At 66.2% G+C, this 23,144-nt stretch carries 17 protein-coding genes and 2 pseudogenes; 5 read left to right on the top strand and 14 right to left on the bottom strand.

Features of this window, described 5'->3' with window-relative positions:
* Positions 1-186: 186 nt before the first annotated feature.
* The 6 genes and pseudogenes from AC1DXS_RS23420 to AC1DXS_RS23395 all read right to left on the bottom strand — a co-directional run.
* Positions 187-885 carry a response regulator gene (locus AC1DXS_RS23420; RefSeq protein WP_477739836.1) on the bottom strand — a complete coding sequence of 233 codons (699 nt, stop codon included), beginning with the start codon at positions 883-885 and terminating at the stop codon, positions 187-189.
* Positions 882-3,101 carry a CHASE domain-containing protein gene (locus tag AC1DXS_RS23415; protein WP_477739835.1) on the bottom strand — a complete coding sequence of 740 codons (2,220 nt, stop codon included), beginning with the start codon at positions 3,099-3,101 and terminating at the stop codon, positions 882-884. Before AC1DXS_RS23415 ends, AC1DXS_RS23420 begins: the two co-directional genes overlap by 4 nt.
* A gap of 12 nt (positions 3,102-3,113) precedes the next feature.
* Positions 3,114-4,397: an ABC transporter substrate-binding protein gene (locus AC1DXS_RS23410; RefSeq protein ID WP_477739834.1), complete on the bottom strand. Its 1,284-nt coding sequence runs from the start codon at positions 4,395-4,397 to the stop codon at positions 3,114-3,116.
* Between the two features lie 228 nt (positions 4,398-4,625).
* Positions 4,626-5,285 (bottom strand): LuxR C-terminal-related transcriptional regulator, encoded by a 660-nt coding sequence (locus tag AC1DXS_RS23405; protein ID WP_477739833.1) that lies wholly within the window; start codon positions 5,283-5,285, stop codon positions 4,626-4,628.
* A gap of 308 nt (positions 5,286-5,593) precedes the next feature.
* On the bottom strand, positions 5,594-10,447 hold the full coding sequence (locus AC1DXS_RS23400) for a beta strand repeat-containing protein (RefSeq protein WP_477739839.1): 4,854 nt from the start codon (positions 10,445-10,447) through the stop codon (positions 5,594-5,596).
* A 168-nt stretch (positions 10,448-10,615) separates the two neighbouring features.
* Positions 10,616-10,669 (bottom strand): annotated as a pseudogene (locus tag AC1DXS_RS23395) (ESPR-type extended signal peptide-containing protein); the annotation flags it as partial.
* 410 nt (positions 10,670-11,079) lie between these two features.
* On the opposite strand from AC1DXS_RS23395, the gene AC1DXS_RS23390 reads away from it, so the two are divergent.
* The 5 genes from AC1DXS_RS23390 (at position 11,080) to AC1DXS_RS23370 (ending at position 17,142) form a co-directional block, all read left to right on the top strand.
* A complete protein-coding gene (locus AC1DXS_RS23390) occupies positions 11,080-11,775 on the top strand; it encodes a response regulator (protein ID WP_477739832.1) in 696 nt (231 codons plus the stop codon).
* A 12-nt stretch (positions 11,776-11,787) separates the two neighbouring features.
* Positions 11,788-13,746: a sensor histidine kinase gene (locus tag AC1DXS_RS23385; protein WP_477739838.1), complete on the top strand. Its 1,959-nt coding sequence runs from the start codon at positions 11,788-11,790 to the stop codon at positions 13,744-13,746.
* Between the two features lie 235 nt (positions 13,747-13,981).
* Complete coding sequence (locus AC1DXS_RS23380) at positions 13,982-14,686, top strand: response regulator (protein WP_477739831.1); 705 nt, start codon at positions 13,982-13,984, stop codon at positions 14,684-14,686.
* Position 14,687: 1 nt separating this feature from the next.
* The gene (locus AC1DXS_RS23375) at positions 14,688-16,580 is read left to right on the top strand and encodes a sensor histidine kinase (protein WP_477739830.1); all 1,893 of its coding nucleotides are present in this window, start codon (positions 14,688-14,690) and stop codon (positions 16,578-16,580) included.
* Between the two features lie 100 nt (positions 16,581-16,680).
* The gene (locus AC1DXS_RS23370; protein WP_477739829.1) at positions 16,681-17,142 is read left to right on the top strand and encodes a hypothetical protein; all 462 of its coding nucleotides are present in this window, start codon (positions 16,681-16,683) and stop codon (positions 17,140-17,142) included.
* A 24-nt stretch (positions 17,143-17,166) separates the two neighbouring features.
* On the opposite strand, the gene AC1DXS_RS23365 is transcribed toward AC1DXS_RS23370, so the two are convergent.
* From AC1DXS_RS23365 to AC1DXS_RS23330, 8 genes and pseudogenes are all read right to left on the bottom strand, one after another.
* Entirely contained in the window at positions 17,167-18,624 is a 1,458-nt protein-coding gene (locus tag AC1DXS_RS23365) for a cobyric acid synthase (protein ID WP_477739828.1), read from the bottom strand.
* The gene (locus AC1DXS_RS23360) at positions 18,621-19,634 is read right to left on the bottom strand and encodes an aminotransferase class I/II-fold pyridoxal phosphate-dependent enzyme (RefSeq protein WP_477739827.1); all 1,014 of its coding nucleotides are present in this window, start codon (positions 19,632-19,634) and stop codon (positions 18,621-18,623) included. The genes AC1DXS_RS23365 and AC1DXS_RS23360 overlap by 4 nt, the downstream gene beginning before the upstream one ends.
* Complete coding sequence (gene cbiB, locus AC1DXS_RS23355) at positions 19,631-20,635, bottom strand: adenosylcobinamide-phosphate synthase CbiB (RefSeq protein WP_477739826.1); 1,005 nt, start codon at positions 20,633-20,635, stop codon at positions 19,631-19,633. Before cbiB ends, AC1DXS_RS23360 begins: the two co-directional genes overlap by 4 nt.
* A complete protein-coding gene (gene bluB / locus AC1DXS_RS23350) occupies positions 20,632-21,336 on the bottom strand; it encodes a 5,6-dimethylbenzimidazole synthase (protein WP_477739837.1) in 705 nt (234 codons plus the stop codon). The genes cbiB and bluB overlap by 4 nt, the downstream gene beginning before the upstream one ends.
* A 17-nt stretch (positions 21,337-21,353) precedes the next feature.
* Positions 21,354-22,187: a CbtA family protein gene (locus AC1DXS_RS23345; RefSeq protein WP_477739825.1), complete on the bottom strand. Its 834-nt coding sequence runs from the start codon at positions 22,185-22,187 to the stop codon at positions 21,354-21,356.
* A gap of 25 nt (positions 22,188-22,212) precedes the next feature.
* Complete coding sequence (locus AC1DXS_RS23340; RefSeq protein WP_477739824.1) at positions 22,213-22,404, bottom strand: CbtB domain-containing protein; 192 nt, start codon at positions 22,402-22,404, stop codon at positions 22,213-22,215.
* 70 nt (positions 22,405-22,474) lie between these two features.
* On the bottom strand, positions 22,475-22,870 hold the full coding sequence (locus AC1DXS_RS23335) for a DUF1636 family protein (RefSeq protein ID WP_477739823.1): 396 nt from the start codon (positions 22,868-22,870) through the stop codon (positions 22,475-22,477).
* A 31-nt stretch (positions 22,871-22,901) separates the two neighbouring features.
* Positions 22,902-23,144: pseudogene (locus AC1DXS_RS23330) on the bottom strand (vWA domain-containing protein); the annotation flags it as partial.

Below are 23,144 nucleotides of genomic sequence, written 5' to 3'. Positions count from 1 at the left end.
CAGGCTGCCCCGTAGCGAAGCGAAGGGGACGCAGACACCAGGGTCGCCTTTTCTTTTGCTTACTTTTCTTTTGGCGAAGCAAAAGAAAAGTGAGTTGCCGCCGGGCAACCCCCGGCCAGCTGAACTAAAAAGAGGAAGGAGGAGGTAGAAAGAGGAGAGCGCGCCGCCGGAGCAAGACCCGGCAAATCAGGTCGGGATGTAGTACCCGCGTTGCACCGCATAAGCCGTAATCTCCGCCGCGTTCCGCAAGGAAAACTTCTCCATCAAATTTTGCCGATGCGTCCGCACCGTGAGCACGCTGATGAGCAGCAGCTCGGCGATCTCGCGGTTGCTCAAGCCACGCGCCACCAGCGACATGATTTCGCGTTCGCGCGGCGTGGCAACCAGGGTGTCGCCGGCCTGGTCGGCTCGCGCCGCACGCGGCAGGAAAGCGGCGGCGATGTTGCGGCTGACGTATTGCCGCCCGGCCAGCACGGCGTGCACGGCCTGCAGCAGTTCGGCGCTGTCCTCGCTCTTGTGCACATAGCCGTCGGCCCCGGCCGCCAGCGCCTGCCTGACGGAGCCGGCTTGCAGATCACCGGTCAGCACCAACACCTTGACGGCTTCGCCGAACCCGGCCTTGAGGACAGCGGCGATCTCGACGCCGTGCAGGCCGGGCAGGCCCAGGTCCAGCAGCAAAAGATGAGGGCTGAAGCGGCGCACCAGGGCTTCCACGGCGGCGCCGTCGCCGGTTTCCGCGACGACCTCGAAGCCGGGCTGGGTGGACAGCAGCATCTTCAGGCCGTCGCGCATCAGCGCATGGTCTTCGGCCAGAATGATCCGGGTGGGGCCGGTGATGGATGTCGTGGAGGTCGTGGACGTCATGGAGGTCATGGGGGTGCTCATTGAAAGGTTTTCAGCAGTGCGGCCAGCACGCGCGGCTCCACCGGCTTGTACAACAGGCGCAGGCCGTTGCGCTCGGCCTCGGCAAGAGGCCCGGGTGAGGTATCACCTGTGATGACCACAGCGGATACCTGCCGTCCCAGCCTGCGTTCCACCGCCTCGATCACCTGTATCCCGGTCACGCCATCGCCCAGCTGGTAATCCGTCAGGACCAGCGCCAGCACATCGGCCAGCGCGGCGGCGGCATCGACGGCTTCCTCCAGCGTAGCGGCCACACGCACCTGGTGGCCCCATTCGCCCAGCAGGCGCTGCATGGACTCGCGCACCACGGGGTCGTCGTCGATCACCAGCACGCTGCCCGTGAAATGGCCTGCCGCGTGTGCCGCACCAGGCTCCGCTGCCGCGGGCGCCGCCGCGCGCGGCAGCGTGACGGAAAACACCGAGCCTTTGCCCGGCGTCGAACGCACACGAATTTCTCCACCCAGCAGCGGCACCGAGCGCGACACGATGGCCAGCCCCAGGCCCAGGCCGTGCTCGCGTTCGCGCGCCACATCGGGCACCTGGTAGAACTCGCCGAAGATGCGCGCGCGCTCGTCGTCGGCGATGCCTATGCCGGTGTCGAACACCTGGAACTCCAGCAGGTTGCCGCGCGGCCGGCAGCCGACCAGGATGCGGCCCTTGTCGGTGTAGCGCACCGCATTGGCCGCCAGGTTGGACAGCACGCGCGCCAGCACCAGCGGGTCGGTGTCGACCCAGAGGCCGCGCGGCGCACGCACCTTGAAGCCCAGGCCTTTGGCCCCGGCCGGCCCGGCAAAAGCGTTGCTCAGCTCCGCCAGCAGCCCCGCCACCTCCACAGGCCGCCGCGCCACGTCCACCGTGCCGCTGTCCAGCCGCGACAAATCGAACAGTCCATTGAGCAAACGCCCCAAGCCGTTGAGCGCCAGTTGCAGGCGCTGCGCGATGTGGCTGACTTCCGTCCCCGGTATCTGGGGCCGCCCCGCCATGGCCTGCAGCGTGGCCACAAACAGGCTCAAGGCTTGTATGGGCTGGCGCAGGTCGTGGCTGGCGACCGCCAGGAATTGCGACTTGGCGCGGCTGGCCGCTTCGGCGTGTTCCTTGGCGCTGCGCAAATGCTCGGCGGCGCTGAGCGCGCGCAGGCGGCGGCGCAGCAAAACCCAGGTGAGCAGCGCCAGCATCGCGCTGGCCGCTGCGCCCAGGCGGGCCACCAGCTGCAGCTTGCTGATGGCGATGGCGGTGGTGAAGTTGGGCAGCGAGCGCGCCGTCAGCGTCCAGCCGTAGCCGCCCACCTCCACCTGCTGCGTCGCGTAGAACAGCTTGACGGCGGACTCCCCGCCCACGCGGTCGCTGTAGGTGTCTATCAGCTGGTCGTCGCCCTGCCCCGCGCCGTCGTAAACCTCGACGGTGATATTGGCGCGCTCGCCCAGGATGTTGTCCATCAGGCCGTCCATGCTGAAGGCGGCGTAGATCCAGCCCGAGATGTTGGCGCGCCGCTCGGCCACCGTGGCGTGCGGCTTGCCGTTTTTATAGACCGGCAGGTACATGCGGTAGCCGGCCTGCACCTGCGCCGCGTCCTCCTCAGGCAGTTTGACCTTGTTGGAGACCGCGATGCCGCCGCTGTCGCGAGCGGCCTCCATGGCGGGCCTGCGCGAGGGCTCTGAAAAATAGTCCGTGCCCAGGGTGCTCAGGAAGGAAGAACCCGTCGGCTCAAAGTACAGCGCCGAGGTGCTGGTGCCGTTGGCGGCGGGAGGCTGGACCGTGTAGGCCGGAAAGCCCTGGCTGCGAACCGTCGCGATGTGGCGTTCGCGCTCGTCGGGCGCCACAATGAGCGCAAAGCCCATGCCCTGCAGGCCCGGGTGGTTCTGGATGCGCAGATTGGCCACAAAGGACTGGAAGTCGCCGCGCTGCACCTTGTCGGAGGTGGCAAACAGCCCGTGTGTGGCGCGCAGCGCCTGCTCGTAGGCCAGCATGCGCTCGCGGAACAGGCTGGTGGTCTCGCGCACGCGTGCGTCAAACTCGACCTGCAGGGCCTGTTCAATCTCCTGGCGCTCCCGTTCCCAGAAATACCAGGCCGCGGCCAGCGCCAGGCCCAGCACCACGCAGGGCAGCAGGTAGCTGAAAAAACGCAGCCGCCGGATGGCCGGTGGCTGAGCCTTCACGGCACCGGGCAAGGAAGACGAGGAAGAAGATGTGTCGACCATGCGCGACCGCCGTTAGCGCTGGTAAGGCAGCAGGATGCGCTCGGCCTCGGCCTGCGCGTCCTTCAGGGCCTGCTGCGGCGTCTTGGCGCCGGTGAGCGCCGCCGCCAGGCCGGCGTTGAGCGCGCGCGTCACGCGCTGGTTCTCATGCGTGGAAAGTTCTGCCACGGCCTGCGGCAGCTGGTCGCGCGCGACCGCCGCCTGCGGAAACTCCGCCACATACTTTTTCATGGCGCTGGTCTCCCAGGCCGCCGGGCTGACGGCGATGTAGCCCGAGTCAATGCCCCAGCGCGCGGTGCGCTCGGGCGCGACCATCCACTGGATAAAACGGAAGGCGGCCTTTTGCTGCGCCGGCGAGGCCTTGCGAAATACATAAAAATTGCCGCCGCCCGTGGGCGAACCGCGGCGCGTATTGCCGGGCAGCATGCCCACGCCGAAATCAAAGCCGGCCTTGGCCTTGAGGTTGCCCAGATTGCCGCTGGTGGTCCAGATCATCGCGGCCTTGCCGTCCAGGAAGTCGTTGGGCGTGGTGCCCCACTCGACGATGCCGGGCGGGTGCACCTTGTGCTCGCGCGACAGGCCCACCCAATAGCGCAGCGCATCCACCACGGCGGGCTTGTCAAAGTAGGTCTTGGTGCCTGCCGCGTTCATGAGTTCGGCGCCGTTGCCCGTGGCCAGGCCCTGGAACAGCCAGTAGGGAAAGCCGGAGGACGGGATCTGCAGGCCCCACTGCGTGGTGTTGCCGGCCGCGTCGCGCCGCGTCAGCTTACGCGCGTAATCAGCCATCTCCGCCCAGTTGGCCGGCGGGCGTTCAGGGTCCAGGCCGGCCTGGCGGAAAAGCGCCTTGTTCCAGTAAAGCAGGATGGTGGAGCGCTGGAAGGGAACGCCCCAGGTCTGGCCGGCGGCGCGGCTGTTGGCCATCAAGGCCGGGTAAAAGCCGCGCAGCCAGGCCACATCTGCGGCGTCGGCGACCAGGTCGTCGAAGGGCACGATGGCATTGGCGTCGATCAGTGTGTAGACGTCAACGGCGAACAGCACGGCCGCATCGGGCGGCGTGCCGCTTTTGTGCGCCGTCAGCGCCTTGACGATGGAATCTTTGTAGGTGCCGGTGTAGACGGGCGTGACGCGGATGTCGGGGTGGCTTTTCTCAAAATCGGCGGCCAGCGCCGAAATGCTTTTGGCGACGGGGCCGCCCACCGCGATGGGGAAATAAAAAGAGATTTCCGTCGGCTCGGCACGGCCCGCACCCGAAGCGGCCAGCGCTGCCAGCAGCAGCGAAGCCTTCAGAATGTTCCACATAGCGCTTCCCGGCCCTCTTTATTTTTGCTTGCCTCATGGCCACCGCGTCCTGTCGGCGTGCCCGGCAGTGTATGCCCTTTGCCGCCCATCATGCAGCACGCGCGGCAACAGTCAATACTCGCCTCGGGCATGCTATGCGATGACAACCGGCCTGTCTGTCCCCAGTTTTGGGGACAAGGGGCCGGCAAGGATGGAAGTCCCCAATTTGGGGCGCCGGCAAGGCGCCGCTCAGGGCGGCGTGTAGTAACCGCGCCGCACGGCGCAGGCCGTGATCTGGGCCGCGTTGCGCAGCGAGAATTTCTCGCCCAGGTTTTGCCGGTGGGTGCGCACCGTGAACACGCTGAGGGACAGCACTTTGGCGATTTCGCGGTTGCTCAGCCCGCACGCCACCAGGGACATGATCTCGCGCTGGCGCGGCGTGGCGGCGGGTAACCCATCCGGCGCATCCCTGCGCAGGGAGCCCGGCAGGAAGACCTTGGCGATGCCGCGGCTGACATGCTGCCGGCCGGCGAGCACCGCCTGCACAGCCCGCATGAGCTCGGCCCCATCTTCGCTTTTGTGCGCGTAGCCGTCGGCGTCCGCCGACAATGCCTGCCGCAGTACGCCGGGCCGCAGCTCGCCGGTCAGCACCAGCACCTTGACGGTGCCGCCAAAACCGGCCTTGATGGCGGGCACGATATCCAGCGGCGGCGCACCTGGAAGGTCCATGTCCAGCAGCACCAATTGCGGCGGGGGCAGGAGCAGGCTCGCCAGCGGCACCACGGCCGCAACATCGTCGGTCTCTGCCACGACCACAAAACCATGCTGCCGGCACAAGAGCATCCTGAGGCCGTCGCGCATCAGCGCGTCGCCTCCGGCAAGCAGGACAGTGGTGGGGTAGCAGTTCAATCCAGCCTCTCCAAGCCAGGACAACAGGGGGGCCCGGCCGGGCCCCGGGTTGATGGTTGCCCTACTGTGGCAAAGGGCCGGTGAACTGTCTGTCCCCAGTTCTGGTGACACCGCGGCAAGATGGTGCGGCGCGGATCGGGCCGCCGGAGGCGCATGCCTTTTCAAGCGCCGCTGGCCCCCACCCCAGCCCTCCCCCAGCGGGGGAGGGAGCAAGAGCTGCATGTACTCCTTCCCCCTCTGGGGGAAGCTTGGCCTGTCCTGAGCTTGTCGAAGGGGGATGGGGCCAGCCGCCCTCAAAACGGCGCTGCCTATTCGGCCCTGTCTTGCCCGTCGGCCTCCGCGGCGGCGGTGTTCAGTGCCTTGATGAGCGCAGCATCATCCAGCACGGTCGATTCACTGTCGATGCTGTTGCCCGTGAGTTTGTCCGTGCCGGCAATGGTGTTGAGCGCGGTCACGTATGCCCCGTCCAGTGCTGCGGTCACGCCGAAAGCAGATGCAGGCAAAGGTGGCGCCGGCGGCGTACCGGTCATCGTCAGCGTGCCGTTGGTGTAGACAACGTTGTAACCCAGGGCCGACGCCAGCGTGCCCCGCATGATGGCATGCGTGGGGCCGGTCGTGGCAGCACCTGTGGGCGCCGACAGCGCGCCGCCCAGCGCAGTAGCCGCGGTGTCGCCCGCCACCAGGCCGCTGTTGACGGTGTAGGTAAGCGCCGGGTCGGCGCCGCCGTAGGCCTTGCTGACGTTGTCGCCGCTCACATTGAGCGTCGGCACAACGCTGTAGACAAAGCGGTTGCCGGTGAGAGAAGTCATCGACGCATCGGTAGGCGCATTGGCGGCGTAAGTGCGGCCAAAGGCGTTGCCGGTGGAGACCAAGCCGCCCAGGGTGCTTGCCGTCGGGTCGGTTGCGTAGACGAGGAAGCGGCCTGCGCCGGGATTGAGCGCACCCGCTCCCGCGTTGTTCACAAAATTTCGCCCGGCGGCCAGCACCAGTGAATCGTTGGTCGCGCTGCCGGAAGTGACGCCGTTGTTCAGCGTGAGGTCACTGGCCGCGCCCGTAGTGCGCACCAGCACTTTGCCGGTAGCGGTAAGGCCCACAGTGTTGACGGTGCCGACAGACAGCGCACCTGCTTGCGAGTACTCGGCATTGCCGGTGCTGCCCGCCAGCGTCGTCACCGCATTGCCCGCGTTGTTGAGCGTGTGCGTGCCGGCGCCCAGCAGCTCCAGGCCGGTGGCGGTGATGGCCGCGGTTTGTGTGCTGGTGCCGGCGGTGCTCAGCGTCAGCTCGCTGGCCGTCAGCGCGCCGTTGATGGCGATGTTGCCGGCGGTCGTGGTCAGCTTCAACTTGTCCTGCGCATTGCCGAAGGCGCTGTCTACCGTGACGCCGGCGGCGGATGACAGGCTGACCGTCTGCGCGGACCCGGCGTTGGTGGTGATGCCGAAGTTGCTGGTGTTGACGGCATTGGCGGCGGCGATGCTGATGTCGCCGGTGGCGCCTGTGGTCGTCAACGTTTGCAGGCCGGTCACATCGGTGCCCAGCGTGATGCCGTCGCGCGCGGACGCGTTGAGTGTGGTGGCGGTGATGTTGTTGGCCGCGCCATTGGCGTCAAGAATGGCGCCGGCCGCGGCACCAAGGGTGACTGAACTGCCGGCCACCGTCTTGACCGCGAGGTTGCCGGCCGCGGCGGTGACGCTGACAGCGCCCGGTGCGCTGATGTTTTCGAGGGTGGCGCCATTGTTCAGTGAGAGATTGACTTGCGAGGCACCGCCATTCGCCACCGCGGTAACCGAGGTCGCGTCCCAAATATTCACCGGGGCAGCGGTGCTGGCGCCTATGCTGCCGTTGCCCGCCTCCAGGTAAACCGAGCCACCCGAGGGGGTCCAAATGTTGGGCGAGGCTGCTTGCGCACTGATGCCGCCCGTGGCCACCACGCTGAAGCCGGCGGTGCCCGCAGTCGTACCCGAGGCGGTGCTCGACGTGGCAAGGGCGCTGCCACCGAAAAAGATATTCCCCGTGTTGGCGATATCGACGCGGCCTTGGCTGAAGACGAAGTTCAGGAAGCTGGCGGTGGCGGCGGTATTGCGAAGGGTGAGGTTGCCTGATGTGCTGTTGGTGAGGTTGCCGAAATTCTGGATCCGGTTGCCCGCGTGGGTCAGCGTCATGCCGCCGAAGCTGGTGACCTGCAGTGTGTTCCCGACGATGGCCTGGGTTTGCGTCACGGCGCCGCTGCTGTGCAGCATCACCATACCGGTGCCGGAGTGGGTGATGCCGGCCGTTCCGTCAACCGTTCCCACAGACAGCGCAGAGGCGGAGCGAACCTGGAAATTGGCCGTGTCGTAGGCCCGCCCGCTGACCTGGCTGATCTGGTTGCCAGTATTTGCCAGGACGACGCTTCGTGCATTGGCGTTGAGGTTGGCGACGGTGATGGCCGCCGTCTGGGTGATCGAGCCCGTGAGGTTGTCGTTGATCAGGCTCAGGGTCGGCGAGCTGGCCAGGTTGATCGCGCCGCCGGTGTTGCCGATGGCGATGCCGCCGGTGTTGTTGATGCGGCCGATCGCGATCGCCGAAGCGGTGATCCGGTTGAGCTCGTCGTTGCTCAGGTTCATGGCGGCGGTTTCAGACGCCCCGCCAAGCGTGATCGGCCGGAAGCTGCTGACCGTATTGATCGTCACCCTGCCCGCGCCCGCGTTGACGGCGCTACCGATGTTGACACGCTCACCCCGCAGCGCGATGTCCCCGCCCCCGCTGCTGATGCCGGTGCCGTTGATGTTCAGGTCAAAGTTGGTGGCCGGCGAGGCCGGCGCCATACCCGACCCGAGCAGCGACATGGCCGCGCCGTTGGAGTTGATGCTGCCGCCGGTCAGGCTCAGGCCCTGGGAACCGGCAGCGTGTACCACCGCCGAATTCCCGCGGCCGTCCATGCTGATCGCGCCGGTCGAGCTGAGGCTGCCGCCCGCCATGGAGATGCCCGTGAACGTTGCCGTTGTCGAGAGGCCCTGCCCAGCACCTGAAACGGAGATCCCGCCCGTTCCCGCGATCAGGTCGGCGCCGGCATCGACCAGGATGCCGATGCCGGTCGTGCCATCGTCCATATCAGCGACGCCGTCGAGCAAGATGCGACTGGCCGCGCCGGACTGCAGCTTGCCTTTTGCAATGATGCCCTTGGTATCCGCGGCGGCGGCGAGGGCACTGAGCATCTGGCCCCTGACCTCCACGTTGCCGCCGGTGCTGGACACCTCGGAGCCGGTGCCCAGCTCAACGGCGACGTTGAGGGCCGTCGACGTGGTGTGTGCATTGCCGGTAACGGCGATATTGCCCGCGCCCGTGACCTTGGCCAGTGAGTCCAGCCGCACCCCGCGGGCCGCCTGGGCAATGATGGTGCCCCAGCCCGACTCGCCGATGATGGTGACGGTGCCGGCGCCGCCTGCGACGTTGGAGTTGGCGATGGCCACGCCTGCCGCCGAGCCGCTGGCGGCGACAGCAGCGGCGCCGCCGCTCTTGAGCTTGCCGGTGATGCCTATGGTGCCACTGCCGGTGGTACTGACGTTGGTTTGTGTGGCCCCGCTGTTGACCAGCTCGACCGCGTGATTGCCTGAATTGGTATTGGATGCGTCAATGCTGATGTTTCCGCTGCTGGTCAGGCTGCTGCCGGCCAGCTTGATGGCTGAACTGGCGCTGTTGATGTTGGCATTGCCGCTGATGAGGGTGGCACGGTCCAGCAGGACGCCGTACTGCGCCGTGTCCGCCGTGATGCCGTTGATGGTGAGGGCGCCGGTGCCGGCATTCACGGTGCTCTGGGACACCAGCACGCCCGAGTTCCCGGCCTGGCCCGCCCCGGTCAGCGAGATCGCCCCTCCGGCAGTCTGCACAGCCGCGTTGCTGATATCCAGCGCGCCTGCGGAGTTGACGGTGATCGTGCCGGAGCCGCCCGTCACGGCGAGCCCGGAACTCTTGATGGACTGGGAGGCCGAGGCTGTGTTCACGTTAATCGTGCCGCCGCCGGAGACCTTGAAGGTCAGGGCGGCGCCGTCCCCGCTGCCCGTGAGGTCGATGCCGGTGCCGCTGGCCCCGGTGGTCTTGATGATGAGGTTCAAGCCACTGGGCATTTCCACATCGGCATTGGAGAAGTTGCCCGTCACGTTGATCGAATCCGTGGCCTGGATGGTCATGTCGGAACCCGCGGCTTCAAGCGTGTCCTCGTAAATGGTGTTGGCCGCCGCACCATTGCCGGCCGCAATGGTCATCGTGGCCGGGTCCAGCAGCCAGTTGCCGTTCTTGCCTTGCGGCGCCCGCGTATTGACCCTGAAGCCCGGCAGGATTTTGAAGTTCGCGGCACTGGTTTCGATGAAACCGCCGTCACCGCCGTCGGGGGCCGAGGCATCCAGCGTGCCGCCGATATTGACCATGCCGTGTTCCATGTCGCCGATCAGCATGATGCGGCCGGCCTTGTTCTGGATCGTCTTGGCTTCAATCACGCCGGTGTTGTTGACGGTGCCCGTGGTCAGGCTGTCCAGGGCCCTGGCCGAGAGCAGCACCTGCCCACCGTTGGCCTGGATCAAATGCTTGTTCTCGGCCAGGGCATTGATCGCGCCCTGGTCGATGCTATAACCCAGCAGGCTGCCGTTGTCCAGGTTCAGCGTGACCTTGTTGCCGGCCGCGAGCAAGGCGGTTCCCAGGCTGGCAGTCATCACGCCTTCATTGCGCACCTCGGGCGCCAGCAGCGCCAGGTAGCCGCCCTGCCCTGCGTTCAGCGTGCCCTGATTCACCACCGAGCCGCCGGAACCGGTGAACACGTTGTTGCCGGCCATAAAGTCGGCATTGCTCATGTTCAAGGTCGATGCAACAAGGCCACCGACATTGACCTGAGAGCCGGCGCCAAACAGCACACCGTTCGGGTTCAGGATAAACACCTGCCCGTTGGCCGTGAGGCTGCCGAGCAGCTCGCTGGGGCTGCTGCCGGTGATGCGGTTCAGTGCAATCGCCTGCGCGTTGGGCTGGTTGAATACCAAAGCCTCATTGGCACGGGTGGACAGTGAAGTCCAGTCAATCGCCAGCCTCTGCGTCGCCTGGTTGATCGTGGTGACGTTGCCCGCGGTGGCGACGGTGCCCGCACCGACGACGACCGCAGCATTGGCCGCATCTGCAGCGTGCGCCTGCGGAACCATAAGCAAGAGAGAAGACAGAACACCGAGAGCCGCCTTGCAGACGGCGTTAAGCGTGAACCCGCTACCACCATCGCCTCCATGCCCACCATCACCTTGATGAACCGAACTGCAATCCACACTTGGGCGAACCGAGCCGCCCTTGCTTTTGCCTCTGGCGTTCTCAGCCACAACCACCCACAGGCTCAGGGCGGTGTTCCAGACGAGGCGGTAAATACGGTTCATGCTGGCGTGGCTTTTCATGGAAGCTTTCGTTGACGGGCGGGACTTGCAGCGAACCAGGTTGCTCGCCAATCAGTCGGGCCAGCGCCCCCGGCTGTTGTGGAACGCCTGCCTGACCGGCCGTCATCGTACGAAACACGAAAGCCGCTGTCTGTCGCACATATTCGCTACACCCAGATATCTTCAGGGGCCGCTCCCAGACACAATATTGGGCCTTAGACCAGCAGAAATGGGCGCCAATCGCTATCAAAACAATAGCACATGGATCGTCCGGGCGGCATGATCACCGGCACCGACGGGACAGCGAACAGGCTTTGCCGGTGACCAGCCACCGGTTACCGGCTTGCATGTAGAACAAACAATCTACACGAATAGCGAGTCGTGCGACCGAAACCGTCGCAAAATGTCGCCTGATGAATGCACCGCCCGCTGAACAAGACCTGCCCGTAATCCACGTCGCCATCGTCGAGGACGATCCGGGCTTTCGCGGAGCGCTGAGTCGCGTGGTGCAGGGCGCTTCTGACATGCGCCTGGTGGGCGCGGCGGGCACCCGCGCCGAAGGCTTGCAGATGCTCAAGCAACCGCCGGCCGATGTGCTGCTGGTTGATTTGGGCCTGCCCGATGGCTCAGGCATCGACGTGATTCGCGCGGCTTCCCAGCAGTGGCCGGGTTGCAGCATCATGGTGAGTACCAATTTTGGCGATGAGACGCATGTGATGCAGTCGATCGAATCCGGCGCTGCCGGCTACCTGCTGAAAGACAGCTCACCGCTGAAGATGGTGGCCGAGATCCGCAGCCTGGCCAGCGGCGGCAGCCCGATCAGCCCCATCATCGCCCGGCAGGTGCTGGCGCGCTTTCGCCGCAGCACCGCAGCGGGCGCCGGCACGACGCCCGCCGATATCGACGCGTCCTCGCTGCTGTCGGCGCGTGAAAAGGAAGTGCTGGACTACATCACCAAAGGTTTCACCGCGGTGGAAATTGCCAGGCTGATGGAGTTGTCGCCCTTCACGGTGCGCACTTTTGTGCGGCGCATCTACAGCAAACTCAAGGTCACCTCCAAGGCGGAGGCGATCTACGAAGCCAGGCACCAGGGCATTCTGTCGCAGTAGTTGCCCGTGCGCATGCCCTTTTATTACCACCAGCTCCTGCGTTTTTTGCCCCGCGTAGCGCTGCTGGCAGCAGCCGCGGTGCTGACGGGTCTTGTCGCCTGTGGCTCTGCGGACACCCGCTCGGGTGCTTCCCCCAGCGCAGCGGCCCTGCATCTCACCCAGGCTGACTGGCAGGTGCAAACCGATGCGGGCTTCACCTCGCCACCGCTCACCCTCGACGGCCAAACCCTGCTGGACCACTGGCAACCCGTTGCGCTACCGCACGCCTTGCCCGTCTCGGTGCTGGGACAGGCCCGGGCTGCAGCATCCGCCGGCGTGACACCCGTCACACGCACCAGCTGGTTTCGACTGACCGTGCCGCCGGTCCCGGCATCGTCCGCGCCGCTGGCGCTGTATGCGGCCCGCGTGCGCACCGACGGCACCCTCGCGGTGTATGCCGACGGTCACCTGATACACACCGCACAGCAGCAAGGCCCCTTATGGAACAGCCCGCACACGCCGCTGTGGGTGCTGCTGGAGAAATCACCGGACGGCCGGCTGCCGCACGAGATCACGCTGCGCATCGAGCACACGGCTGCGACGCAGGTGGCGCTGTCATCGCTGTGGCTGGGCCCGGTGGATGCCATCAGCTGGCGCTACCACGGCCGCCAATGGCTGCAGCAGGAATTGCCGGGCATGTTCAGCTCGGCTTTCCTCGCGGTCGGCATCTTCGCCCTGCTGGTGTGGCTGCGGCGCCGGCATGAGACGGGCTACCTGCTGTTTTTTGTGCTCGCGGTCATGTCCTTCATTCGGGGCCTGCATTTTTATGTGAACTACCCGATTGCCAACGACTGGTTTGCCTGGTTCACCGTCAACTCGCTGTTCTGGCTGGTCACAGTGGTGCACTTTTCAATCGGCCTGCTGCACCGACACCAGCAACCGTGGCTAACGCGGGCGCTGATCATCGTGTCCGTGCTGATGGCCCTGCTGACTCTGCCCCTGTGGCCGGCCCTGCCCAACACGCCGAGGACCACACCACTGCTGTATGCGGTGACCGCACTGATGGGCGTGAGCGTCAGCGCGGCGGGCGTCATCAACGCCTGGGGCCGCTCGCGCGACGCCATGGTGGTGGCCGTCGGGACGGTGCTGGCCACACTCTTCAGCGCGACCGACTGGCTGGTACAGAACAATGTCATCAGCCCCGAAAACTGGTATCTGGGCCCGCATACCAACGCGATCACCTTCAGCGTCTTCGGTTACGTGATGTACCGCCGTTACACCGGCGCCATTGCGGAGGTCGAGCAGGTCAACGCCAGCCTGGCCGAGCGCCTGCGGGCGCGCGAAGCCGAACTTGAAGCCAGCCACCGCAGCCTGCGCGAGATCGCCCAGCAGCAGATGCTGAGCCACGAACGCCAGCGCATGATGCAGGACATGCACGACGGCTTGGGCTCGACGCTGATCAGCGCCATCCGCTCCGTCGAAGTCGGCGGCATGAGCGACGAACGCGTGAAGCAGACCCTCAAGGACTGCATGGACGACCTGAAGCTCGCCATCGACTCGATGGAGCCGGTTGAAGCCGACCTGTTGCTGCTGCTGGCCACACTGCGTTTTCGGCTCGAGCCCCGGCTGGAAGGCACCGGCATCACGCTGCTCTGGGAAGTTCAGGAACTTCCCGCGCTGGACTGGCTGGACCCTTCAAGCGCGTTGCACATTTTGCGCATCCTGCAGGAGGCTTTCGCCAATATTCTCAAGCACGCGCAGGCCAGCGAAATACGCGTGGCCACCAGCGCGGCCGACGGCTGGGTCAGCGTCAGCATTACCGACAGCGGCAAGGGCTTCGCGGTTGAGCAGGCACTACAAAACGGCGGCAAAGGTCTGTCCAACCAGCAGCGCCGCGCCCGGGCCATAAGCGGCGAGGTGAGCTGGGAATCTTCAGCCGGCGGCACACGGCTGACCTTGCGCCTGCCGGAAAAGCGCCCCGCTACCATGTGATTCCGCCGACTGCAACAAAAGCGTTAACACCGTCATCCACCGATACGCTGTTGTCCGTCTTTCCGGCGACAAGGCCGGAATTCCGCGCCGCACGGCATCCCAAACTGTCCCTAGATATGGGGACACGCAATGGCCCGCCCTTGAAGCACAATGGCATTATTTCCAGCCATCCGCTTACGCCCTCATGGGGAGCAAGCCGGGCATACACAAGGCATGCGCCAATGCAGGAACCGAGATGCAGCAGACCAGCCCCAACCCGTCCCTCATCCATGTGGCGCTCGTGGAGGATGACGTCCACTTCCAGAATGCCATCGTGACGGCCATCGCGGCCTCGCCCGACATACGCCTGATGAGCCTGGCCAGCACGCGCGCGCAGGGCCTGCAGTCGCTGCAAAGCGCGCCCGCCGATGTGCTGCTGGTGGACCTGGGCCTGCCCGACGGTTCGGGCATCGACGTGATACGCGCCGCGCACGCACAGTGGCCGACCTGCGCCATCATGGTGTGCACCGCCTTCGGCGACGAGGCGCATGTACTGCAATCCATAGAGGCCGGCGCATCCGGCTACCTGCTGAAAGACAGCGAGCCCGAGAACATGCTGCACGAAATACGCAGCCTGCACGGCGGCGGCAGCCCCATCAGCCCGCTGATCGCGCGACAGATTTTGATGCGCTTTCGCGCAGCGCCTTCCGCGGCCCCGGCCGCTGCACCCGCGGCGTCGCCCGTGCCCGCGGCCGCTGAGCAGGCCTCCCTGTCCAGCCGCGAAAAGGAAGTGCTGGAGCTCATCACCAAAGGCTTTACCGCCGATGAGATCGCGCGTTTGATGCAAGTCTCGCAGCACACGGTGCAAACTTATGTGCGGCGCATCTACAGCAAGCTCAATGTGAACTCCCGGGCCGAAGCCATTTATGAAGCCAGGCACCAGGGCATTCTGGCGGCCTGAGATGGTTACGGAGATGGTCCGCTGGCTGCTGCTGTGCGCCTGGCTGCTGGCCTGCGGTCCCGCCGCCTGGGCCGCAGGGTCGGTGGTGCATTACACCCGAGCCGAAATGCTGCGGGAAGAAGCTGCCAGCTTCAAGCCGCTGGCAGCCATGGTGGACGACACCGCCCTGCCCGGAAACTGGACGCAGGTGGAATTGCCGCGCGTGATCGACAAGCCGGCGGCCCTGCCCGGCGCCGGCAAGCCCCCCGTGACCACCACCTGGCTGCGCATTCGGCTTGATGAACTGCAGGGCACAAAAGGGCCCACGCATTTCTACCTGCTGCGCTGGCTCGCGGCCGGCCAGATCGCGGTGTACGCCGACGGCCGGCTGCTCTACCGTTCCACAGGCAGCCCGGTCTGGAACCTCTTTAACCATCCCGCGCTGCTGCTTCCGCTGAATCTCACCGCCGACAACCCGCCGCCGCGCACCCTGCTGATACGCCTGGACAGCCTGCCCTCACCCGAGGCCGGGATTTCCTCCTTCTATGCCGGAGACTCCGACAGCCTGGTCGAGATGGCCGGCAGGCGCGACTGGCTGGCCAACCAGCTGCCCTTTATGTGCAGCGCGGCCTTCCTTGCGGTGGGACTTTTCTCGCTGGCCGTCTGGGTGGTGCGCCGCCAGTCCGCCAGCCTTTACCTGTTCACGATCGCGGTGCTGGGCGCCACGCGCCGCTGGCATTTCCAGCTCGGCCCCGAAAAACTCTTCGTCAGCGACGCCTGGTTTATCTGGCTGACCCTCAACGCCTTGATGTGGCAGTCGCTGATCACCCACTATTTCCTGCAGTTCCTGCACGGCCGCGCCATGCCCCGGCTCAGCCGCGTGATGCTGGCGATGGCTGTGGTGTTTTCCATCGTCACGCTGCCCTTTGCCTCCGTCTTCCCCAGCCTGCTGGCGCTGCGGCCCTATGCCCATCTGCTGTTGATCAGCATGGCCACGGTCATCGTGATGGTCGGGCTGTGGCATTCATGGCGCAGCCGTTCGCTGGACGCCAGGATGCTGTCAACGGTCTTTCTGGTCAACTATGTGTTCGGCGTCTACGACTGGGCGCGCCTCAAGTACGTGGTCGACCTGGAAAGCTACTACCTCACGCCTTATGCGGCCATGCTGATGTTCGGTGTGTTTGTGGTGATCATGTTCCGCCAGTACGTGGGCGCCCTGGCCACGGTGGAGCAACTCAACAGCGGGCTGGAAGAAAGCCTCAAGAACCGCGAGACCGAACTCGCGGCAAGCTACGAGCGGCTGCGCGAAGTCGAGCAGCGCGAGCTGCTGAGCCAGGAGCGCCAGCGCCTCACGCAGGACATGCACGACGGCCTGGGCTCCTCGCTGGTCAGCGCGCTGCGCGTGGTCGAAGGCGGCCGGCTCGGCGAGGCCGAGGTCGCCGAAGTCCTCAAGGGCTGCATAGACGACCTCAAGCTGACGATCGACTCCATGGAGCCGGTGGAGGCCGACCTGTTGCTGCTGCTGGCCACGCTGCGTTTTCGCCTGGGCCCGCGCCTGGCCGGCGCCGGCATCTCGCTGCGCTGGGAGGTCTCCGACGTGCCGCCGCTGGACTGGCTGAACCCGCGCAACGCGCTGCACATACTGCGCATACTGCAGGAAGCCTTCACCAACACCCTCAAGCACACCCGCGCCACGCAGATCAGGGTCATGACGGGCGCCGAAGACGGCTATGTCAGCGTGATCATTGCCGACAACGGCGGCGGCTTCCCCGTCAGCGAAGCGCTGGCCGGCGGCGGCAAAGGCCTGGGCAACCAGCAGCGCCGCGCCCAGGCCATAGGCGCGGAGCTCCTGCTGCACTCCTCGGCCGCGGGCACCACGCTGACGCTGAGGCTGCCGGAAAAACGGTCTTCATGACCCTTAACGGCCCGTAACGATTGCAAGCCCGAAAGGGCCCGGCGCTTTACACCGCGTCCTCATAATTGGGGGATCGAAGCCCTCAGCACCACGCACTCCCATGACCTTGAGCCACCTCCTGCGACCAAGCCTTCTTTCCGTCCTGTTGTGCTGCGGCCTCACGCAAGCACAACCCGCAGCCCCTGCTCGCGTCCCCGCAGCATCCGCCACCAAAGCCACAGCCCATCCGCTGGTGGGCACCTGGAGCTGGACCCTGCCCGGCAAGACCTGCACCGAAACCTGGCAATACCGCGCCGACGGCAAGCGCCTGGGCACCAGCGGCGAGGAGGTCACCCAGGGTGACTATCAGGTACCAACCAAGCCCACGACGACGGGCTTTTATCCGCTCACTGAAACGGTGACCAGCAGCAACGGCAAGCGCGACTGCTCGGGCGACCTGCATGCGGACGGTGACGAAAGCGTGATCCGCTTTATCCAGTTCAGCCCCAAGCAGGACCAACTTATCGTGTGCAAGGCCGCGTCGCTGGAGGCGTGTTTCGGGCCGCTCAAACGCGTTCCCTGAACGATTCCCGATTTGCGGCTTCTGTCAGCGGGCGATCAGCGACTGCAACACACCTGGCGCAAAGTGTTCGGCGACGTAATCAGCCAGCCCGTCAAACACCGAATCCAGCGTGGGCACGGCCGAGCCGAACAGCGCCTTGAGTACGCGCGGGTCTTCAAACATGCCGTGCAAATACAGGCCCAGCACATTGCCGGCCTTGTTCTGCCAGGCCAGGCCTTCGGGCATCACCGCATGCGCCACATCGCCGGCCGCCGCCATGGCCGAATGCGGGGCCGTCTGGCCGTGGTGGATTTCATAGCCCTGCACCTCCACGCCTGACAAGGCGGCCCACAGCCCGTGCAGCGGCGCGAACACGGCCTGCCGGTGCCGCACGGTCTTGGCTTGGTCGAACACGGTGACCACGGGCAGCAAGCCCAGGCCGGGCGCATTGCCGTCTATGCCGTGCGGGTCTATCAGCGCTTCACCCAGCATCTGCAGGCCGCCGCAAATACCCAGCACCGCGCCGCCCCGGCCGGCATGTGCGGCCACGGCCTRGTCCAGCCCTTGGGCGCGCAGCCAGGCCAGGTCGCCGCTGGTGTGTTTGGAGCCGGGCAATATGACCCAGTCTGCGCCCATCAGCTCGGCCGGGCTGCGCACCCACTTCAAACGCACACCGGGCACGTTCTTGAGCGGCTGGAATTCGTCGAGGTTGCTGATGCGCGGGTAGGCGATCACCGCGACGGTTCGGGTCACAGTGCCGCCGCCACTGGCCACGCTACGGTCATCGAACACGCCATCTTCTTCGGGCAAGCCGTGCTGCCACCACATGGGCAGCGTCGCGACCGTGGGAACACCCGTCATGTCCTGCAGCATTTGCGGGCCGGGGGCCAGCAGTTTTGCATCGCCCCTGAATTTGTTGAGCACAAAACCCTTGATGCTGCGCCGCTCGGCTTCGTCCAGCAGAGCCCAGGTACCGTAGAGATGGGCGAAGGCGCCGCCGCGGTCTATGTCGGTCACCAGYAGGCAAGCGGCTTTGGCGTGCTGCGCAGCGCGCATGTTGACGATGTCGCTGGCCTTGAGGTTGATTTCGGCGGGTGACCCTGCGCCCTCCATCACCACCACGTCGTTCTCGGCGATCAGCTCATCCAGCGCGCGCGACACCACAGGCCAGACCGAGGCGCTGCGGCCGCGCCATTCCATGCGCGAGAGTTCGGCGTTGACCTGGCCCATCAGCACGACCTGGCTTTGCGTGTCTTTTTCAGGCTTGAGCAGCAAGGGGTTCATGCGCACGTCGGGCACGGCCCTCGCGGCCAGGGCCTGGAAGTATTGGGCGCTTCCTATTTCACCTTCAGAAACCACCCGTGCGTTATTGCTCATGTTCTGCGCCTTGAAGGGCGCGACCTTGAGCCCCTGGCGCACGTAGTAGCGGCACAGCGCGGTGGTCAGCCAGCTTTTGCCGGCGCCGCTGGTGGTGCCCAGCACCATCACACTTTTGGCGGTCATCGTGTCTCTAAGAGTTGTTGCCACGCATTGTGCAGCGCATCCTGCACAGCGGGTGGCTGCACGCCCAGGCGCACATGGCCGGGCAAGCCGAATGAGGTGGTGTCGCGCAGCTTGATGCCCTGCGTGCGCAATGCGGCCAGCGCTTCTTGCAGACCAAGGCTTCCAGGCAAAGCCGGCTGCGCGCAGAAAAAATTCGCCTCGCTGGGCAGGCAGCGCCAGCCCAGCGATTCGCAGACTGTGATTTGCCTGGTTTTCCATTCGCGCAAGGTCTTGAGGCTGGCGGCCAGCCAGTCCTGCGCCTCCCCACCCATCCAGGCCTGCAGCATGGCCTCGCCATGTGCGCCCACGGGCCACGAAGGACACAGCTGCTCCAGCGCGGCGGCACTGCCCTCTTGTCCCAGCGGCGCAATCGCATAAGCGGCGCGCACGCCCGTCAGGCCCAGCGCCTTGTTGGGTGTCCAGAGTTGCCAGACGCTGTTGTGTTGCCGCTCCGTTAATGTGGGTACTGCGCTGAGCCGCAAGGGTTCGTACGCACGGTCCAGCACCAGCAACGCCTGTTCCTGGCGGCCATCTGCCAGCGCGCTCAAACCATCCTGCGCGGCTCCGAACGGACTGGAAGGTTCGCAGGCCCAGAGCAGTTGCGCATCGCCGGGCTTGTTGGTGATGGTAAGGCCATGCGCGGCAGCCGCCTGCGCGTAATCGCCATAACTGAGGGGCGGCAACCAGACGGCACGCGCACCCTGCCCGGCCGCCAGTGCCGTGATGCGAAAGATAAATTCGCTGGCGCTCGCGGCCAGCAGCACGCGCGATTCGTCCACACCGTGAAAGGCCGCGAGCCGCGCGCGCAGTGCGGTGTAGCCGGCGTCGGGGTAACGCGTGGCATCGGCCTGCTGGACGGCGGCCAGCGCAACGGGGCATGGCCCGCAGGCATTGCTGTTGGTGGAGAAATCATGCAGCGGCACACCGAGCCCGTCGGGGCCGCCGTGGATGCGAGGGGGCTTCACGCTCATGCCCGCACCATCATTGCCGCCAGCAGTATCGCGGCCATTGCAAGCAGCAACTGGGCAAACACCACGCGGGACGCCAAAGCCTGGGCCAGAGTGGTGTCCGCCGCCTCAGGCGGCCGCCCTTGCGGGTTCAGCGTGTAGACGCCCGGCTTGCCCAGCGAAACACCCAGCGAAAGCGCCATGGCCGCCATGGGCCAGCCACTGTTGGGCGATGGGGTTTTGCGTGCTTCAGCGCGCAAGGCATGAAACGGCAAGCCGCGTGCCGCCAGCGCGAGCAGCAGCGCCGTGAGGCGAGCCGGCAGCCACGAGAACACGTCGTCCGCGCGCGCGGCCCATTTGCCGGCCCACTCCCAGTTCTTGCCGCGATAGATGCCGCGGTAACCCCACATGGCGTCGGCGGTGTTGGCGAAGCGGTAAATGGCAGCACCCGGCAGGCCCAACAACACAAACCAGAAGATGGGCGCCACCACCGAGTCGTTGAGGTTTTCGGCGAGAGATTCAATCGCGCTTTCGCGCACCTGGCTGGCGCTGAGCTGCGTGGTGTCACGGCTGACCAGCCATGACAGGCGCTCGCGCCCGGCGTCCAGCGAGTGGCCCAGCGCGAGCTCCACCGCGCCGACTTCTTCGCGCAGCATGCGCCATGACAGCATGCATTTGAGCAGCCAGGCCATCAGCACCAGCAGCAGCGCGGTGTCTATGGCGTCCTGCCAGTCCGGCGCCGCGGCAAAGCCGGCCAGTTGCCAGAACACCAGCGCCTGCACGCTCCAGGCCACAGCGCCCACCAGCGCAGCGCCCAGCGCCCAAGCCAGCGCGCCCAGCAAGAATGCAGCCGCGGGCGCGCAGCGCACCGTCACGCTGCCACAGGCCTTGAGGTAATGGCCCATCCAGACCACCGGATGAACGGCCGAATGCGGTTCACCCATGTGCTTGTCTATCCAGAGCGCAAAACCCAGGGCCAGCGCCATGCAGCCGGCCGCATACGGCAGGCCGTGAAGCATCATCATGGAACTTCTCCGGGTGAAGGTTCCCCACCCCAGTGGTCCTCAAACACCATCTCGGCCAGCGGCGCGCGGCGCGCCCATTTCTCGGCTTGCAACATGGGCTGCTCGTAAAAGGCGGCGACGGGCCCCAGGCACAGCACGGCAATTGGCTTGCTGCCTTCGGGCATCCGCAAGAGTCCGGCCAGCTTCATGGGATCGAAAATCGAGACCCAGCCCATGCCCAATCCTTCAGCGCGGGCGGCAAGCCAGAGATTCTGGATGGCGCAGGCCGCCGAAGCCAGGTCCATCTCGGGCAAGGTGCGGCGGCCGAACACATGCTGCTCGCGCCCCGGCGGCAGGGCCACCACCAGCACCTCGGCGGCATCCAGCACACCTTGAACCTTGAGTTTCATGAACTCGTCTTCACGCTCACCGAGGGCTTTGGCCGTGAGCACGCGCTCCTGCTCAATCAGCGCATGCACGCCTTCACGCAAGGGCCGGCTGCGCACACGTATAAAACGCCAGGGCTGCATAAAGCCCACGCTGGGCGCATGGTGCGCGGCCGACAGCAGGCGCTGCAGCAACTCGTCAGCCACCGTGCCGCCGCTGAAGTGGCGCATGTCGCGCCGCTCGAAGATGGCCCGGTACACCGCCTGCTGCTCGGCGGCGCTGAAGGCGTGGCCGGGCGCGGCCGGATCGGCCAAGCCCGACCCGACGGTGGACACAGAACCCGCAAGGCCACTCACTGCGGCGCTTGCACGGCGACCACGGCGGGCGCATCGGCACGCTGCAGCGCCGCCAGCAAGGCCGGGCGCACCCAGCGCTGGAAAGCCCATCCGCCCGCCAGCCCCAGGCTTACCCAGAACGTCAGGGACACCCAGGTGGTGGCCCAGATGAACTGCGTACCCAACTGCTCAAGCGCGGCGTGGGCTTCAGGGCCGAAGCCGGCCAGGGCATCGCCCTGCAGCTTGGGCGCGCCCACCACAAAGGGCAGCGCCAGCAAAGCCGCGGCCACCAGCCAGCGCCAGGACGCGCGCGAGAAACCGGCCACGGCGCAGGCGCCGGACGCGCTGGCCACCGCCAGCACCCACCAGAGCTGGCGGGCCTGCAGGGGCGCGGCTTCCATGCCGGGCACTTCCGCATGCAGGCCCAGCGAGGGCCAGAAGTGAAAGCTCAGCCAGCCGGCCGCCGCCACCACACCGGCCAGGCGCAGCGAGGCCACCGCGCCACCGCGCCGGTAAAGCCATATGCCCATGACTGCGAACAGCAGCAGCGCCATGCTGAAGGCGTGCAGCATGTTGGCCACCCAGGTCCAGCCGGTGCGCTCGGCGCCGTTCGCGGGTTCCCATTCTTTGGCGGCGCCTTGCGGATGCTCATGTTCATGCGGGGCCGTGCCTGCGGCGTGCACGTGGGCCGCGGGCGCTTCGGCGGGCTTGGGAGCCTCGGCCTTTTGTTCCTCATAGACCTCGGCCGCCAGAATCAGCGGAGCGGCCTGCCAGCGCTGCACGCCGGTTTGCACACTGCCCACCACCACGGCGGTGGCCAGGGCCGCCCAAATCAATCGTTGAAAAATCATGAATGTCTCCCGGTGAAAGGCATGCTCAATGGCAAGGCTTGACGGTGATGTGGCGCACGTCGTGCGCGGCGTTGTGGGCCAGCGGGCTTTCGGCGAAAGCCACGCCGTACAGGACGACCAGGCCGAGCGCGGCGGAGCCGAGCAGTGGGCGCAGCACGGCCAGGCCGGGATTCAGGGTGTCAGAGGGAATGTGGGTCAACGTTGTCGGTTCGGTCATGGCGATCTCCTTGGGGTTGGTAGGGATGGGTGAAAAAGAAACTTGATGCAAACGTAAAGGATTCGGCCCCTCATGTCGAGCCCAGGCCGACAGGGGGTAGCCGGGCGAGGATGCCGCCGCGCAGGCGCTCGGGCCGCGTGTTGCGGGCCAGGTTGCCGTCGGCGCTGTGCTTGTGCAGCTGCGCGCAGGCAAGCACCTGGGCCGCTGTCTCGGCGTCGGAAGGCAGGTCGCCGAAGTAATAAGTGAACTTGCCCGGGGCCTGCAGCGTCACGGTGCAGGCGCGGGAGCATCCGCTCATGCAGGCCTGGCCGCGCAATTGCAGGCCTTCGTGCTCGCCGGTGTCCAGCTCGCAGACCAGCAGCGCCTCCTGCACGGCTTCGAACAGGGCCAGGCCATGGGCGGGCAGCTCGCGCGAGGCGCCGGCCGGGCGGCAGGTGGTGCAGACAATGATTTCGGTATCGGTCATCGGTGTAGGAAGGTTCAAGTCGGTCAGTGATTCATACGGCGGGCAACGCCAGGCGGTGCTCGGCGCCCCAGCGGGCGGCCCAGGCGGCGCAGCGGCCCAGGGGTTTGCTGGCATCGTCAAAGTCCACGATCACCAGGTGTTGCGCGGCTGGCGGCAGCGGCTGCTCCAGCGTGCGGCCGTCGGTCAGCAGCCATAGCCAGCACTCGATGGGACCATTGCGGCGCAGCTTGCGCTGCAGCAGGCGGCCGGCCTGCGCCAGGGCCTCGGCCAGCGG

It is taken from the genome of Polaromonas sp. P3_B1 (genome assembly GCF_056402935.1).
The sequence above is the reverse complement of the archived record's forward strand: the minus strand, read 5'-3'. Positions and strand labels throughout refer to the sequence as shown.

Coding starts and splice junctions, on each gene's coding strand:
- AC1DXS_RS23420 (WP_477739836.1), bottom strand. CDS start 885: ATGAGCACCCCCATGACCTCCATGACGTCCACGACCTCCACGACATCC.
- AC1DXS_RS23415 (WP_477739835.1), bottom strand. CDS start 3,101: ATGGTCGACACATCTTCTTCCTCGTCTTCCTTGCCCGGTGCCGTGAAG.
- AC1DXS_RS23410 (WP_477739834.1), bottom strand. CDS start 4,397: ATGTGGAACATTCTGAAGGCTTCGCTGCTGCTGGCAGCGCTGGCCGCT.
- AC1DXS_RS23400 (WP_477739839.1), bottom strand. CDS start 10,447: ATGGTTCCGCAGGCGCACGCTGCAGATGCGGCCAATGCTGCGGTCGTC.
- AC1DXS_RS23390 (WP_477739832.1), top strand. CDS start 11,080: ATGAATGCACCGCCCGCTGAACAAGACCTGCCCGTAATCCACGTCGCC.
- AC1DXS_RS23385 (WP_477739838.1), top strand. CDS start 11,788: ATGCCCTTTTATTACCACCAGCTCCTGCGTTTTTTGCCCCGCGTAGCG.
- AC1DXS_RS23380 (WP_477739831.1), top strand. CDS start 13,982: ATGCAGCAGACCAGCCCCAACCCGTCCCTCATCCATGTGGCGCTCGTG.
- AC1DXS_RS23375 (WP_477739830.1), top strand. CDS start 14,688: ATGGTTACGGAGATGGTCCGCTGGCTGCTGCTGTGCGCCTGGCTGCTG.
- AC1DXS_RS23370 (WP_477739829.1), top strand. CDS start 16,681: ATGACCTTGAGCCACCTCCTGCGACCAAGCCTTCTTTCCGTCCTGTTG.
- AC1DXS_RS23360 (WP_477739827.1), bottom strand. CDS start 19,634: ATGAGCGTGAAGCCCCCTCGCATCCACGGCGGCCCCGACGGGCTCGGT.
- cbiB (WP_477739826.1), bottom strand. CDS start 20,635: ATGATGATGCTTCACGGCCTGCCGTATGCGGCCGGCTGCATGGCGCTG.
- AC1DXS_RS23345 (WP_477739825.1), bottom strand. CDS start 22,187: ATGATTTTTCAACGATTGATTTGGGCGGCCCTGGCCACCGCCGTGGTG.
- AC1DXS_RS23340 (WP_477739824.1), bottom strand. CDS start 22,404: ATGACCGAACCGACAACGTTGACCCACATTCCCTCTGACACCCTGAAT.
- AC1DXS_RS23335 (WP_477739823.1), bottom strand. CDS start 22,870: ATGACCGATACCGAAATCATTGTCTGCACCACCTGCCGCCCGGCCGGC.